At 58.3% G+C, this 15277-nt stretch carries 17 protein-coding genes; 1 reads left to right on the top strand and 16 read right to left on the bottom strand.

The window, feature by feature from the left end; translation table 11 throughout:
- The first annotated feature begins 149 nt into the window (after positions 1 to 149).
- On the top strand, positions 150 to 2201 hold the full coding sequence (locus tag B5V00_RS01545; protein WP_139800612.1) for an alpha/beta fold hydrolase: 2052 nt from the start codon (positions 150 to 152) through the stop codon (positions 2199 to 2201).
- Between the two features lie 113 nt (positions 2202 to 2314).
- Here B5V00_RS01545 and B5V00_RS01540 read toward each other — a convergent pair whose 3' ends face one another.
- The 16 genes from B5V00_RS01540 to B5V00_RS01465 all read right to left on the bottom strand — a co-directional run bounded on the left by B5V00_RS01540 (position 2315) and on the right by B5V00_RS01465 (position 15272).
- On the bottom strand, positions 2315 to 3628 hold the full coding sequence (locus B5V00_RS01540; RefSeq protein WP_085008813.1) for a homoserine dehydrogenase: 1314 nt from the start codon (positions 3626 to 3628) through the stop codon (positions 2315 to 2317).
- A gap of 102 nt (positions 3629 to 3730) precedes the next feature.
- A complete protein-coding gene (locus B5V00_RS01535; protein ID WP_085008811.1) occupies positions 3731 to 4183 on the bottom strand; it encodes a hypothetical protein in 453 nt (150 codons plus the stop codon).
- Position 4184: 1 nt separating this feature from the next.
- Positions 4185 to 4655: a transcription antitermination factor NusB gene (gene nusB, locus B5V00_RS01530; protein WP_085008809.1), complete on the bottom strand. Its 471-nt coding sequence runs from the start codon at positions 4653 to 4655 to the stop codon at positions 4185 to 4187.
- A gap of 2 nt (positions 4656 to 4657) precedes the next feature.
- Positions 4658 to 5122 (bottom strand): 6,7-dimethyl-8-ribityllumazine synthase, encoded by a 465-nt coding sequence (gene ribH / locus B5V00_RS01525; protein WP_085008807.1) that lies wholly within the window; start codon positions 5120 to 5122, stop codon positions 4658 to 4660.
- 63 nt (positions 5123 to 5185) lie between these two features.
- A complete protein-coding gene (locus tag B5V00_RS01520) occupies positions 5186 to 6391 on the bottom strand; it encodes a bifunctional 3,4-dihydroxy-2-butanone-4-phosphate synthase/GTP cyclohydrolase II (RefSeq protein ID WP_085008805.1) in 1206 nt (401 codons plus the stop codon).
- Between the two features lie 34 nt (positions 6392 to 6425).
- Positions 6426 to 7076: a riboflavin synthase gene (locus tag B5V00_RS01515; RefSeq protein ID WP_085008803.1), complete on the bottom strand. Its 651-nt coding sequence runs from the start codon at positions 7074 to 7076 to the stop codon at positions 6426 to 6428.
- Positions 7061 to 8176 (bottom strand): bifunctional diaminohydroxyphosphoribosylaminopyrimidine deaminase/5-amino-6-(5-phosphoribosylamino)uracil reductase RibD, encoded by a 1116-nt coding sequence (gene ribD, locus B5V00_RS01510; RefSeq protein ID WP_085008801.1) that lies wholly within the window; start codon positions 8174 to 8176, stop codon positions 7061 to 7063. Before ribD ends, B5V00_RS01515 begins: the two co-directional genes overlap by 16 nt.
- 25 nt (positions 8177 to 8201) lie before the next feature.
- Positions 8202 to 8681, bottom strand: coding sequence for a transcriptional regulator NrdR (nrdR, locus tag B5V00_RS01505; RefSeq protein WP_085008800.1), 480 nt, complete (start codon positions 8679 to 8681; stop codon positions 8202 to 8204).
- A complete protein-coding gene (locus tag B5V00_RS01500) occupies positions 8681 to 9151 on the bottom strand; it encodes a deoxycytidylate deaminase (protein WP_085008798.1) in 471 nt (156 codons plus the stop codon). The genes nrdR and B5V00_RS01500 overlap by 1 nt, the downstream gene beginning before the upstream one ends.
- A 3-nt stretch (positions 9152 to 9154) precedes the next feature.
- The gene (glyA, locus tag B5V00_RS01495) at positions 9155 to 10405 is read right to left on the bottom strand and encodes a serine hydroxymethyltransferase (protein ID WP_085008797.1); all 1251 of its coding nucleotides are present in this window, start codon (positions 10403 to 10405) and stop codon (positions 9155 to 9157) included.
- Between the two features lie 102 nt (positions 10406 to 10507).
- Positions 10508 to 10969, bottom strand: a complete 462-nt coding sequence (gene rpiB / locus B5V00_RS01490; protein WP_085008795.1) for a ribose 5-phosphate isomerase B — start codon at positions 10967 to 10969, stop codon at positions 10508 to 10510.
- Positions 10969 to 12204: a beta-ketoacyl-ACP synthase II gene (gene fabF / locus B5V00_RS01485; RefSeq protein ID WP_085008793.1), complete on the bottom strand. Its 1236-nt coding sequence runs from the start codon at positions 12202 to 12204 to the stop codon at positions 10969 to 10971. Before fabF ends, rpiB begins: the two co-directional genes overlap by 1 nt.
- A 116-nt stretch (positions 12205 to 12320) precedes the next feature.
- On the bottom strand, positions 12321 to 12554 hold the full coding sequence (gene acpP, locus B5V00_RS01480; protein ID WP_085008791.1) for an acyl carrier protein: 234 nt from the start codon (positions 12552 to 12554) through the stop codon (positions 12321 to 12323).
- 49 nt (positions 12555 to 12603) lie between these two features.
- Positions 12604 to 13341: a 3-oxoacyl-[acyl-carrier-protein] reductase gene (gene fabG / locus B5V00_RS01475; RefSeq protein WP_085008789.1), complete on the bottom strand. Its 738-nt coding sequence runs from the start codon at positions 13339 to 13341 to the stop codon at positions 12604 to 12606.
- 13 nt (positions 13342 to 13354) lie between these two features.
- Positions 13355 to 14272 carry an ACP S-malonyltransferase gene (gene fabD / locus B5V00_RS01470; protein WP_085008787.1) on the bottom strand — a complete coding sequence of 306 codons (918 nt, stop codon included), beginning with the start codon at positions 14270 to 14272 and terminating at the stop codon, positions 13355 to 13357.
- Between the two features lie 22 nt (positions 14273 to 14294).
- Positions 14295 to 15272 carry a beta-ketoacyl-ACP synthase III gene (locus tag B5V00_RS01465; protein WP_085008785.1) on the bottom strand — a complete coding sequence of 326 codons (978 nt, stop codon included), beginning with the start codon at positions 15270 to 15272 and terminating at the stop codon, positions 14295 to 14297.
- Positions 15273 to 15277: the final 5 nt, after the last annotated feature.

The raw sequence follows: 15277 nt of genomic DNA, 5'->3' as shown, positions 1-15277 counted from the left end.
CTATTTTTTAACATTCTTTCCCGGAATATCAAGAGAAAGGACAAAACATACTATCCAGTTTCAAATCGCCGCTTGACAATGTCAAGACCGAGCGATTGAATATAAACTCTAAAACAATGTTTATTTTCCCTGAACAGAGGAGGACTAAAATGGTTGTTCACTTAAGGAACGGGTTGTTGCTGCTCGCTCTGGCCCTTTCGCTGGCAGCCTGTGGCGGCGACAGCGGCAACACTCAAACCGGAAGCAATGCACTCCTGACAGAGGGCGGTACCCCGATTGTTTACGCGCAACTTGACGCCACCACCCTTCCACTTCCCAATGATGTCACCTGGGCCGCTGACGGCGACCCGAGGGTGGACCTGCCGCTCGCCAATGACGGCTCTGATCTCGACCAGCTCAAACAGCTGATCAATGCCCAGCCGAACCTGCTCGGCCTGTCACCCAACATGTTCCTGACCCTGCCGCTGACCGGGACGGTCGACAGCTCAACCCTCGAGCTGCTGATCTTCCGCACTGACGACCCGCAGCTTACCGCCCTGCTGACCGCTTTGGCGACCGGAGATACCGCCGGCGTCGTCACAGCATTGGGGCTGATGGAATTCCGCGACCAGACCGATTTCATCATCCAGGACGACTTCACGTCCGGCGTCATCAAGCTGCTGCCGAAGCAACCCTTCACACCCGGTGCAGCCTACGTGGTGGTGGTCAAGAACTCGCTGCTTGACAGCAACGGTTATCCGACGGCGTCCTCCTTCACCATGACGGCACTGAAGTCGACCACGCCGTTTGACGCCACCTCACCCTTCTTCCCCTTTGAAAACCTGCGGGCCGCCTTCAATGACGGGCCACAGGCCCTGTTCGACATCATCGCCGGGGTTACCGCCGCCAAGACCGGGATCCCCTGGACCCGGGACGACATCCTGGTCACCTGGACCTACCACACCGCCTCTTATACTTTTTCACTGACCCCGACCGCACCAGCCCCAGCCCTTAGTACTACGACATCGCCGACCGTTGACTACCCGGTTGCAGGAGGCACCGATGCTTTCGCACAGACCACCGCCTCCCTCAAAATGCTGAGCACAAAAACCACCACCAACAACCTGAGCTGGACCAACCCGGCCACCGGCGCCGCGGAAACCGACCCTGTCGGCATCCCGGCGGCAACCCTGCTGACCGGCACCGGTATCCCGACCTCCGACTTGGGCAACATCTACACCGGGACCTACGACAGCCCGCTGCTCGACCAGAGCGGCATGACCACCGTCACCTTCCGTCTGACGGTTCCGGCAACGCCCGGCCCCTGGCCGGTAGTGCTGTTCCAGCACGGCATCACCTCCAGCAAGGACGCCGCCCTGCCGATCGCCAACAGCCTGGCCCAGGCCGGCTACGCCACTCTCGCCATTGACGCCATCTTCCACGGCGAACGCACCACCCCGGGCGCGGTCTCGGGGGACGGTTTCTTCACCACCAACCTGATCCAGGACCGGGCCAATCTCTACCAGGCGGCTATTGACCTGTGGGAAGCGGTCGATGTCATCGAAGCCGGCATCGACCTGGACGGCGATACGTTTACCGACCTGGACGCGACCAACATTCCGTTCATCGCCCATTCCCTGGGCTCGATCATCGGCTCGGTCTTCCTCTCCCAGGAAACCCGGGTCAGCAAGATGGTCCTTTCCAGCCCCTCGGCCATCCTCGTCAACGTCCTGGATGAAACCTCGCTGCCGACCATGCAGGCGCTGGTCTCTTCCCTGGGATTCACTCCCGGGACCACCGAGTACTATGTCTTCCTCGACCTGGCCCAATGGCTGCTCGATCCGACCGATGCCACCTACAACGTCATCGGCGGCAATTCAACCGCCGATCTGATGACCCTTTACGCCTTCGGTGATCCGATCGTTTCACCGGCGTCGAGCAAGGTCTTCGTCTCCAATCTCGGGCTCGAACCTGCCGCTGCCGTTGTCGTCGATCCCGACTCTGTCGCCACCGGATTCCCCGGACCTGGCGACCTCACCTCCGGTGTCTACCAGTACGGCCTGAGCGGCAAACCGGTGGTTCACAGTTTCCTGCTCAGCCCGCTTTTCGATCCGACGACCGAACCCTGGTACAGCGGTTATTCCGCAACCGTCCAGGGCAACGCGACCTTCGGTTCACAGAGCCAAGTGGCAGGCTTTCTTGCCGGAGCAGGAACCCTTTAACCATCAGCAGAAGCTCTCCCGTCCAAAAGACGGGGGAGCTTCCTGAAAAAAGTCAGGGCCCGTCATCTCATGAGGATGACGGGCCCTGATTACTGGATGCTGCTTACAAACTGTCAGTCCAGGCTGCCTTCAATCCGAATCAGGTGGCTGGGCGACTGAACGATCTGCAGCTGATCGATTTCCGCCAGGGCCGCACGCATATCCTTTTCCGCAGCTTCATGGGTCATGATGACGATCGGCACCGCGCCATCATCGCGCCGCTCGGGCTGGATCATCGAGGCGATACTGATGCGGTACTCGCCCAGCTTGCCGGAAATCGCCGCCAGCACGCCAGGCTGGTCGACCGTGGTAAATCGCAGGTAATACTGGCTGCAGATATCATCCATCGACCTGAGGGGCAGCTCCTGCAGCGCGTCGGGTCGACAACCGTAGCCATAAGAACGAGGTTCACCGTTTCCCCGTCCACTGCGGGCCAGCGACATCACATCACCGACCACGGCACTGGCGGTTGCGTTCATCCCGGCCCCGAGACCATACTGCATCACCGGACCGACAAAATCACCGGTGACCCGAACCGCGTTGAAGACCCCGTCAACATCGGCCAGCGGATAGTGTTCCGGGATCATAGTTGGGTGAACCCGCGCTTCGATGCTGCCGTTGTCGTGCATCTTGCCGATGGCCAGCAGCTTGATCTTATAGCCGAACTGGCGTGCGAACTGGATGTCGAGACTGGTAATCGAACTGATGCCCTCGGCATAAATCTGCTTGAAATCAACCCTGGTGCCGAAACAGAGACTGACCAAAAGCGCGAGTTTGTGCGCGGTGTCAATTCCTTCGATATCGAAAGTCGGATCGGCTTCAGCGTACCCGGCCTGTTGGGCATCCTTCAGAACCGCGGCAAACTCCTCCCCCTCGTTGGTCATACGGGTCAGAATGTAGTTGCAGGTACCGTTGAGAATGCCGAAAATCGATTGAAACCGGTTGGCGCCGAGATTCTCCTTGAGCGAGGTGATAATCGGGATCCCCCCACCGACCGAAGCCTCGAACATCACCTCAACCCCTTTGTCGGCGGCCGCGGCAAAGATTTCTTCACCATGAACGGCAAGCAGCGCCTTGTTTGCCGTCACCACATGCTTGCCGTTGGCAATCGCCTTGAGGACAAAGCTGCGGGCGGGCTCGTAACCGCCGATCAGCTCGATGACGACATCAATCTCGGGGTTGCTGAGGACCTGTTCGGCATCCGCGGTCAACAGCCCCTCTTCGAGCTTGACGCCGCGATCCGTTTCAATGTCAAGATCGGCAATTTTGAGCAGCCTGACCGGGGCTCCGAGGCGATTCCTGATCACCTCGGCGTTCTGCTGCAACAACTTGACGACACCGGTACCGATGGTGCCGAATCCCAGTAATCCTACCTTGAGTTCTTTCATTCCAGCCTCAATTGAGAGTTGTCCTAAATTCTTGCCAGGCAAACCTGGACACGTTTCAGCAAACTTGGAAAGGACGGTTTCAGGATCATCGTCCAGATCGGTTCAAAAAACCGGTCCGGTGTGATCATGCAGATAACTGTGATCGTAGGTCACCAGGCACTCTGAGACTCCTGCTCCCGAAGCCGCTTGCGCCAGGGCCGGGGTCCATTGATCGCGCTTCACCAGTGCTGCTTCCGGGGCAGCCAGGGCAATGCGTTCAAACCCGGCCCGCCGACAGACCCGCAACAATTCAGCCAGCAACCGCCGCAGGTCCGAATCGCGCTCGGGACATCCGGCGGCCCATCCATGAAAAAGCACCCAGCGGGCGGCAACCTTGTGGTTGCTGCGTACCAGAACCGACTGGTCGAGTAAAAACCTGAGGCCGTAGCCAAGTCGCCGGTTGAGCAGACCGGCCGGGCCGTCCAGCATATCACGTCCGTCAAACAGGACCGCGGCCACGACATCAACCTCAAGCTGGTCAGGTGGGCAGGCAATCTCCTGGACAACGTCCGACATATCAGGTGCCGCCGGAGCGATCTCTACCGATGCGGTCAAGAATACCGTTGATAAAACCGGGGGTTTCCCGCGTGCCGTAACGCTTGCCGATTTCTATCGCTTCATTGATCGCGACACTGGTTGGAACATCAGCGCAGAAAAGCAGCTCGTAGGCCCCCATGCGCAACAGGGCGAGATCGACGCGGGACATCCGGTCAAGACTCCAGTTCCGGGAACTGTCCCGCAGCTTTTCGTCGATAGCCGACAGCTGTTGATAGGTCCCGGAGGCAATTCTCTCGGCGAACTGGCGAACCAGTTCAGGGGGCTGCCCTTCGGCATCATCCTCGACCGCCTCCCCCAGCAAGTCATCCCGAAATCTGAAATTGGTCCAGAATTCGTCCAGGATCACGCTGATATCACGTTGCTGATCAGGAAAACTGTAAATGATTTTGAGCGCGAGTTCCCGCCCCTGTCGCCTGATACCCTTGGTCATGTCTACAGTGACCGGCAGAGATTGACCATTTCAATGGCACAGGCCGCCGCCTCGGCACCCTTGTTTCCCGCCTTGGTCCCGGCGCGTTCGACGGCCTGCTCGATGGTATCGGTCGTCAGGACACCGAAGATGACCGGCATGCCGGAATCCAGGCCGACGGAAGCGACCCCCTTGGAAACTTCGGCACTGACATAATCAAAATGCGGTGTCGCCCCCCGAATCACGGCTCCAAGGCAGACAACGGCGTCATAATGACCGGAATCGACCATTTTCCGGGCCACCAGGGGAATTTCAAAAGCGCCGGGCACCTTGACAACAGTCAGATCCTGCTCGTCGGCACCATGACGCCGCAGGGTGTCGACAGCGCCCTCCAACAGACGATCACAGATAAAGCTGTTGAACCGGCTGACGATCAGACCGACCTTGATTCCCTTGGCCTGCATGGCCCCTTCAATTATTTTCGGCATAAATCCGCTCCCTCTTGATCCGACCCGGAAGGCACTTCGGATCGGCGTTGGTGGGTTTCCAGTTTACAAATTTTCCAGCAGATGTCCCATCTTTTCCCGCTTGGTCTTCAGGTACCTGCGGTTGGCATCGGTGGGCTCGGCCTGAACCGGAACCCGTTCGACAATTTCAAGGCCGTAACCTTCCAGACCGACAATTTTCTTCGGATTGTTGGTCATCAGCCTGATCTTGCGGATACCAAGTTCAGACAGAATCTGCGCCCCGATGCCGTAGTCGCGCAGATCAGCCTTGAATCCCAGCTTCTCATTCGCCTCAACGGTATCACACCCCTGATCCTGAAGAGCATAGGCTTTCAGCTTGTTGATCAGTCCGATGCCGCGGCCTTCCTGGCGCATGTAGAGGATGACACCGGCACCCTCCGCATCGATCTGGCTCATGGCGGCATGCAGCTGGTCCCCGCAATCACAGCGCTGGGAACCGAAGACATCTCCGGTGAGGCATTCGGAATGAACCCGGACCATGATCGGTTTGTCGGGATCAATCTCCCCCTTGACCAGGGCGAGGTGGTTCAGATGATCCACATCATTTTCGTAGGCAATGGCCTTGAACTCACCGCCAAACGGGGTCGGCAGCACGGTTTCGGCCGCACGGCGCACCAGCAGTTCCTTGCGCATCCGGTAGGCGACGAGATCGGCGATGGTGACAATTTTCAGATCATGCTCCGCCGCGAATTCTGTCAACTGAGGCATCCGCGCCATGGAGCCGTCCTCGTTCATGATCTCACAGATGACACCGGCAGGCTTCAACCCGGCCAGCCGTGCCAGGTCCACCGAACCTTCGGTCTGCCCGGCCCGAACCAGGGTCCCGCCCTTCTTGGCGCGCAACGGGAAAATATGCCCGGGACGCGCCAGGTCACGCGGACCCGTGTCATCGGCAATCGCGACCTGAATGGTATGAGCCCGGTCAGCGGCGGAAATGCCGGTGCTGACACCGCGCCGGGCCTCGATAGAAATCGTGAACGCGGTGCCGAAGGAGGAGGTATTTTCCTGCACCATCAGCGGCAGTTCAAGATAATCGGCACGCTCTTCGGTCAGGGAAAGACAGATCAGCCCGCGGCCGAACTTGGCCATGAAATTAATCGCTTCCGGCGTCACTTTCTCGGCGGCGAGAGTCAGGTCGCCTTCATTCTCGCGATCCTCGTCATCGACCAGAATCACCATTTTACCCTGACGGATATCGTCAAGGGCGGCTTCGATTTTTGCGATAGGCATAGCGTATTAATCCTTAAGGTAAAATCGAGATATTTTACATAAAGCCGTTTCTGGCAAGGAATTCCAGACTCAGCGATTTCTTTTCCGAATGATCGTCGCGACCCTCCAGCAGGCGCGCGACATATTTCCCGAGCAGGTCGGTTTCGATGTTGGCCACCACCCCCGGCCGACAGTCGACCAGAGTCGTACGGGCAAGGGTGTGAGGAATGATGGCCACCGAGAATCCGCTGTCACTCACCTGGTTGACGGTCAGGCTGATGCCGTCAATGGCGACCGATCCTTTCTCGACAACAAAGCGCAGACTCGGAGAGTCCATCTGCCACTGCAGAATCTCAGCGTTGCCCGAACGCTGCCTCGATTGCAGGTTGGCCGTAGCATCGATGTGACCGGAAACGATATGTCCGCCGAGCCTGCCGCCAAGCTGCAGAGCCCGTTCAAGATTGACCCTCCGCCCGGGCTGAAGGTCGCGGAGATTGGTCCGCTGCAGGGTTTCAGGTGACACATCGGCGGTAAAATCAGCTATCCCGACAGCCACCACGGTCAGACAGGCTCCATTGACGGCGACACTCTCCCCGAGGACCAGTTCCTCAACCGGCAAACCGGTGGTAATCGTCAATCGACACTCCGTCGCTCCCCGCTGCAGCGAACGAACGGTTCCGACATCTTCAATCAGGCCGGTGAACATCGAAGCACCTCTCCCTCGACCAGCAGGTCATCGCCCATCCCGGAAACCTTCAGTGGACCCAATCTCCGTGCAGCTGCCAGTTGACCGATGCCATGACCGCTGAAAATTCCCTTGCCGTCACTGCCGCCGAACAACATCGGGGCCACATAGAGCCGCACCCGGTCGATGATATCAGCATTGAACGCGCCCTGGTTGAGAATAGCGCCGCCCTCAAGCAACAGATGCATAATGTCCATCTTGCCAAGTTGACGCAGCAGGTCCTGCAAATCAACCCCCTGCCCTTCTATCTCGTTGCAGACAAGCACCCGGGCACCGGCATTTTCAAGGGCCCTGACGCGATCCGAATCAGCCTGTGGCGTAGTCGCGATAACAACACCGCTGTCGGAGGAATGGTTGATAACCGCGGCTTCATCCGGCGTCCGCAGACGGGAATCGACCACCACCCGCAGGGGGTCGTGTCCCCCCCCACCCGACAGTCTGGTCGTCAGACGGGGATTGTCGCGCAGAACAGTACCGACCCCGACCATGATGGCATCGACCCGGTCGCGCAGGCGATGAACATCGGCCCGGCTCTGTTCTCCGGAAATCCATTGTGACTCACCCTGACAGGTCGCCGTCTTGCCGTCGAGGGTCACTGCGGCCTTCAGCGTAACCAGAGGACGACCGGTTGACATGAGCATGGAAAATGGAGCGATCAGCCACCGACAGTCATCACCCAGCAAACCGCATTCAACTTCAATCCCGGCCGCCCGCAGCAACGCGACACCCCGCCCGTCAACCCGCGGGTTGGGATCACCGGTCCCGATCCAGACCTTTTTCACTCCGGAGCGGATCAGCGCCTCGGCACAGGGACCGGTACGACCGGTATGGGAGCAGGGTTCAAGAGTGACATAGACATCTGCGCCACAGGCCTGTTCTCCGGCCTGCCGGAGGGCGAAGATTTCGGCATGGGGGCTGCCGGCAGCGGGATGGAACCCTTCACCTACGATCCGCCCGTACTTGACGATCACCGCGCCAACGGGGGGATTCGGGCGGGTCCGTCCCTCCCCTTTTCCGGCCAGGGCGAGAGCCCGCCGCATATAATCTTCTGGCGTGTTCATGGAACGCCTGTTCTACCCGGAAATTTCAACCAGATTGCCGGCCGCCCTTTTCGTCCTGCGCCAACAGGTCCTTCAGTTCGGCCATAAATTCATTGATGTCCTTGAATTGCCGATAGACCGAAGCAAAGCGGACATAGGCGACCTCGTCCATGTCGTGCAGGGCCGCCATCACCTCGGTACCGATCCGACTGGCATCGATCTCCTTTTCACCACTCTCCTGCAGCCGTAACTCAAGCTGATCGACGGCATGCTCGATGGTGGAAATGGAAACCGGACGTTTCTCACAGGCGCGCTGCATACCGGCAATGATCTTCGTTCGGTCAAAAGGCTCGCGTCGACCGTCCTTCTTGATCACCAGCGGCAGAGTTTCCTCGACCCGCTCATAGGTGGTAAACCGTTTGCCGCAGTCTCCGCATTCACGACGGCGGCGAATGTTGTTGCCTTCTTTCCCGAGCCTTGAATCAACAACCCGGGTATCGGCAAAGCCGCAAAAAGGGCATTTCATCACTGATCCTCCTGGTTCGGGTTATTGTTCTCAAGGATTTCAAAGCAAATGCCGGCCTCGCTCAACATGTCGAGAGAAAGCTGGTCCGGGTAACCGACCTGATAGACGATCTGACGAATCCCGGCATTGATCAGCATCTTCGAACAGATAATACACGGCGAGTGGGTGCAGTACAGAGTGGCGCCGTCGATATTGATGCCATGCCTTGCGGCCTGAATGATCGCATTCTGTTCAGCATGCAGGCCGCGACAAAGTTCATGACGCTCCCCGGACGGGACCTTGAGCTGTTCCCGCAGACAACCGGTGACCGAGCAGTGAGTAATTCCGGAGGGTGTGCCGTTGTAACCGGTGGCAAGGATATTTTTTCCCTTCACCATCACCGCCCCGACCTGGCGACGCAGGCAGGTCGAGCGGCTGGCCACCAGGGTGGCGATGTCCATGAAATACTGATCCCAGCTCGGTCGCTGCATCGTTTATTTCAGTCGATGAGCATAGAGCGGGAAACGCTGACAGAGTTCACGAACCTGCTGCCGGATCTCGGCAAGCTTTGTCGCGTTGTCAACATTCTGCAACGCGGCGGCGATCCACTCGCCGACCTGAACCATGTCTGCCTCTTTCAACCCGCGGGTGGTGGTCGCCGGAGTGCCGATGCGGATGCCGCTGGTCACAAACGGGGACCGGGTATCGAAGGGAACCGCATTCTTGTTGACGGTGATGCCGGCTGTTTCCAAGGTCGCCTCGGCAACCTTTCCGGTAAGCTCCGTGCCGCTGAAATCGAGCAGCATCAGATGGTTATCAGTGCCCCCGGACACCAGGTTGAAACCATGCGACACCAGGGTTTCAGCCAGGGCTCGGGCATTCTTCACCACCTGCGCCGCATAGTTCTTGAATTCGGGCTGCAGAGCTTCCTTGAAGGCCACCGCCTTGGCGGCGATGACATGCATCAACGGGCCACCCTGGATGCCGGGGAAAATATTGCTGTTGAGTTTTTTGCCCCATTCCTCGGTACAGAGAATCAGGCCGCCGCGCGGGCCACGCAACGTCTTGTGGGTCGTCGAGGTGACGAACTCGGCGTAGGGAACCGGGTTGGGATGCTCGCCGGCGGCAACCAGACCGGCAATATGCGCCATGTCGACCATGACAACGGCGCCGACCTTGTCGGCAATGGATCTGAAGGCCTTGAAATCAATGGTTCGCGGATAGGCGCTGGCACCGACAACAATCATTTTCGGCTTGTGTTCAAGGGCCAGCTGCTCGACTTCTTCGTAGTCGATGGTCCCGGTCTCGCGTTTAACGCCATAGGGAACGATATTGTACAGCTTGCCGGAAAAATTGACCGGCGAACCGTGGGTCAGGTGTCCGCCATGGGCCAGGTTCATCCCGAGGACCGTGTCTCCCGGCTGGCAGACCGCCATGTAAACTGCCATGTTGGCCTGGGAACCGGAATGGGGCTGAACATTGGCGTGCTCGGCACCGAACAGTTCCCTGGCGCGATCAATGGCCAGCTGCTCCGCGACATCGACAAATTCACAGCCGCCGTAGTAACGCTTGGCTGGATAGCCTTCCGCGTACTTGTTGGTCAGAACGGAACCCTGAGCTTCCAGGATATTCTCACTGACGAAGTTTTCCGAAGCAATGAACTCGAGACTGTATTCCTGGCGCTCGGTTTCCTTGCGGATGGCATCGGCAATTTCACTATCGAACAGATTGAGCTGATCAGACATTTCTCTCGGTCTCCGGCTGGGCTGGATTTAATTCTGAACCAGGGAGTCGCGACTGATTCAGATTCAACAAATCGGGCAGGCGTTGCAGCCTGCCCGGGTTGATCATTCCGGTGAAGACTCACCGCGTAAACGTTTTTCAAGCTGCGCGATCTTGTCAAGCCGACGCTGGTGCCGACCGGCCTCGAACTCGGTGTCGAGCCATGTTTCTACCATTTCAAGAGCCTGGCCCACATCAAGGACCCGGCCTCCCATCACCAGAACATTGGCGTTGTTATGTTCCTTGGCCATGCGGGCGGTAAAGTTGTCGGTTACCAGCGCGGCTCGAACCCCGGGAAACTTGTTGGCAACAATCGACATCCCGATGCCGGTTCCGCAGATCAGAATCCCGCTTTGCGCCTCACCGCAACTGACGCGTGCCGCGACCTTTTCACCGAAATCGGGATAATCAACCGACGCATCGCCATTGGTTCCGAGATCCTGAACCTCGATTCCCCGCTGCTGCAGATAATCGAAGATCGCCTGTTTCAGCTCCAGGCCGCCATGGTCACTGGCAATAACAAACATCATTCAGCCTTTTTTAACAGCAGAGTGGCGTTGGTTCCGCCAAAACCGAAGGAATTGCTCAGCCCGGCCCTGACCCTGGTCTCGCGCGCATGGTTGGGAACATAATCGAGATCACATTCCGGATCGGGCTCGTCATAGTTGATGGTCGGCGGCACCACCCCGCGATCGATGCTGAGGGCAAGATAAACCGCTTCAAGACCTCCTGCGGCACCGAGGGCATGACCGGTCATGCTTTTGGTGGAGCTGACCATGAGCTTCCGGGCATGATCGCCGAAAACGGATTTAATCGCCATGGTCTCATAGAGGTCGTTGAAATGGGTCGAGGTTCCATGGGCGTTGATGTAATCAATCTCTTCGGGGTTGACCCCGGAATTGCCGACCGCCATCTTCATGCAGCGCGCGGCACCTTCACCACCGGGAGCCGGAGCCGTCAGGTGGTAAGCATCACCGGTCATGCCGTAGCCGGCGACCTCGGCATAGATGTGCGCGCCCCGCTTTCTGGCCGCCTCGTACTCTTCGAGGACCAGGATGCCCGCGCCTTCCGCCATGACAAAACCATCACGGTTTTTATCGAACGGCCTGCTGGCGGCAGTCGGATCATCGTTGCGGGTCGACAGCGCCTTCATGACATTGAAACCGGCAATCCCCAGGGCCGAAATGGTCCCCTCGCATCCACCGGCAATCATGGCGTCGGCGTCGCCCCGCTGAATCAGCCGGTAGGCATCGCCGATGGAATGCGTGCCGGTGGCACAGGCGGAAACCGTCGACAGGTTGGGTCCCTTGGCACCGGTACGCATGGAAACAAAACCGGGGGCGAGATTGATGATCAGCATCGGGATGAAGAAGGGGGAGACTTTCCGGTAGCCGCCTTCAAGCATCGCCTTGTGATATTTTTCAATCGTCGGCAGGCCACCCAGGCCGGCACCGATCTGCACCCCTACCCGTTCGGCGTTATCATCGTTAATCTCCAGTCCGGAATCGGCCACGGCCATGTCGGCAGCGGCAACGGCGTACTGGATGAACAGGTCCATTTTGCGCTGTTCTTTTTTTTCTATAAAGTCGCCGGGATTGAAATCCTTGACCTCACCGGCAATCCGGGTCGGCAGATTCGAAGCATCAAAATGCGTGATCGGACCGATGCCGGACACACCATTAGTGACAGCATCCCAATTGCTCTCCAAACCGGACCCCAATGGCGAAATAATGCCCATACCGGTAATAACGACTCTACGCATAAGCTCTACAGGCCTCCAACTCAAATGGGTCAGACATCCGGCACCCCTAACGACAACCGGGCAACCGCATGTTGCTCACGGGGGGAAGGATGCCCTCCCCCCCGTGCTGACCGGATTCAGGTATTCTCGCTGATATAGGTAACCGCGTCCTGAACTTTCTGAATTTTTTCGGCATCTTCGTCGGAGATCTCAATATCAAACTCCTCCTCCAGAGCCATGACCAACTCTACGGTGTCGAGGGAATCGGCACCCAGATCATCCATGAATGCCGCTTCCAGGGTAACCTGGGCCTCATCAACACCCAGCTGCTCAGCGACAATCTGTTTAACACGTTCTTCTACAGTAGCCATGTCTTGTCTACCTCCTTGTTTTATGTCGGTGGCCTGGCACCGAACCTGTTTACATGTACATGCCGCCGTTCACGCTCAGAACCTGGCCGGTTATATAACCGGCCGCTTCCGAGGCGAGAAAGACGACGGCATTGGCCACATCTTCCGGGTTTCCGATTCGTCCGAGAGGGATCTGTCCCACCAGTTCCTCGCGAGCCTTGTCATCCAGAACCTCTGTCATCGAGGTCACGATAAAACCGGGGGCGACAACGTTGACCGTGATATTGCGTTTCGCCAGTTCCCTGGCGTTGGATTTCGTCAGACCGATCAATCCGGCCTTGCTGGCACAATAATTGGCCTGGCCGGGATTCCCCATCTCACCGACAACGGAACTGATATTGATGATCCGGCCATAGCGTTGTCGGGTCATGATCTTGGCCGCGGCGCGCGTCAGCATGAAGCTGCCCTTGAGATTGGCATTCAGGACGGCGTCCCAGTCTTCATCCTTCATGCGCAGCAGCAACCCGTCACGCGTCAGACCGGCGTTGTTTACCAGTATATCGAGACGTGAAAAATGTTCGCGCGCCTCGCTGACCATCCGATTGACATCTTCGCCGCAACTGACGTCACCGGTCACGACAAGAACCTCGGCACCAAGTTTTGCGATCTCGTCGGCAACGTCCTGGAGGGCGTCGCGATCTCGACCGGCCGCAACAATTCGGCATCCCCGGGCGGCAAGTGCTAGGCAGATAGCCCGGCCGATGCCGCGTGAAGCTCCGGTTACCAGAGCAACCTTATCAGCTGGCATGGTCCTGTCTCCCTTAATTCAACTTTTCAATATCAGCGGCCACGGCCAGATTCTGAATCCGGCTGCCTCGCGCCATGCGCTTGACCAAACCGGAAAGAACCTTACCGGGGCCGATCTCGACAAAATGATCAACTCCCGACTCAACCATCCATGTCACGGATTCTTCCCATCGCACAGGGGCACACACCTGTCGAACAAGAAGGGCCTTGACACGCTCACTTTCCAGGTTGGGGCGTGCCTCCACGTTGGACACCACCGGCACATTGAGCTTACCGACCTGTACGGGTTCAAGAACGCGGGCAAGCTGGTCGGCCGCCGGCTGCATCAGTGAACAGTGAAAAGGGGCGCTGACCGGCAGAGGCATGGCCCGCTTGGCCCCCTTGGCCTTGGCCAGATCAGTCGCCCGGGCAACCGCCTCGGCATGTCCGGCGATGACCACCTGGCCGGGGCTGTTGTAATTCGCCGGTGAGACAACGTCACCGTCGGCGGCCTGCCGGCAGACCTGCTCGAGCGACTCGGCATCGAGGCCGATAATGGCCGCCATGGCACCCTGCCCGACCGGAACCGCCTGCTGCATGAAGCGACCACGCTGCCGGACGATCTTCACGGCATCGGCGAACTGCAGCGCCCCGGAACAGACCAGGGCGGAATATTCACCTAGGGAATGTCCGGCGGCATAATCAGGCCGCAGGTCGCTGACTTCCTGCAATACCCGCAATGCCGCGACGCTGTGAGTCAGGATAGCGGGCTGGGTGTTCTCTGTAAGCTTCAGGTCCTCATCGGGGCCATTGAAACAGAGCGTGGCCAGATCAAACCCGAGAGCATCATTGGCCTCTTCGAAAACATCCCTGGCGACCTTGAAATCAGCGGCCAGGTCCTTGCCCATGCCGGCGGACTGAGAACCCTGCCCGGGAAAAAGAAATGTGATCATCGTTCAGTCCCAAAGTAGATTGTTACCAGCGTACCACAGCCGAGCCCCAGGTGAATCCGCCACCAAAGGCGTCAAACAACAGAATGTCATTCTCTTTGATCAGACCCTTGCGGTTGGCTTCATCCAGGGCGATGGGAATCGACGCCCCGGAGGTATTGCCGAAACGATCAACATTGACATAAACCTGATCCTCACGCATTTTCAGACGTTTGGCGGTGGCTTCAAGAATGCGCAGGTTGGCCTGATGCGGAATCATCATGTCGATCTGGTCGGCAGTCAGGCTATTGGCCTCCAGCGCCTCCTTTGCAACCTCCGTCAGAGAACGGACCGCAACTTTGAAGACTTCGTTGCCGGCCATCTTGAGATACGGGATGCGGTCGAGAATACCCTGCTCAGTAGCCGGAGTACGAGTTCCGAACCCCGGCTGATGCAGAAGTTCCCAATAACTGCCGTCGGAATGAAGGTGGGTTGACAGCACACCATGATCACCGTCCTGCCCTTCAAGCACCACGGCCCCGGCCCCGTCTCCGAAAAGAATACAGGTGTTGCGATCCTGCCAGTCGATAATCCGCGACAAGCATTCAGCCCCGACGACCAGGGCCTTGCGGATATGGCCCGATTCGATCTGCTGAACAGCGGCATCAAGAGCAAAAACAAACCCGCTACAGGCCGCCGAGACATCATAGGCAAAAGCATTTTTCAGCCCGAGTCCCTCCTGCACCAGGCAGGCCGTGGCAGGCCAGGGAAGATCACCGGTAATTGTCCCGACAACCAGAAAATCAATCTCCTCGGGGGAAACTCCGGCCATGTCCATCGCCTTGCGGGCGGCTTTGACGGCGAGATCAGAGGTCTGCTCGTTATCGGCGGCGATGCGCCGTTCACGAATGCCGGTACGGGCACGGATCCACTCGTCCGAGGTGTCGACCATCTGTTCAATATCTTTGTTGGTGCGGATGGTTTCCGGCAGATAGGAGCCAGTCCCGATAATACGAGCTTTCATTACAA

The sequence above is a fragment of the Geothermobacter hydrogeniphilus genome (assembly GCF_002093115.1).
GTDB lineage: Bacteria > Desulfobacterota > Desulfuromonadia > Desulfuromonadales > Geothermobacteraceae > Geothermobacter_A > Geothermobacter_A hydrogeniphilus.
This window is presented reverse-complemented; position numbering and strand designations above follow the sequence as displayed.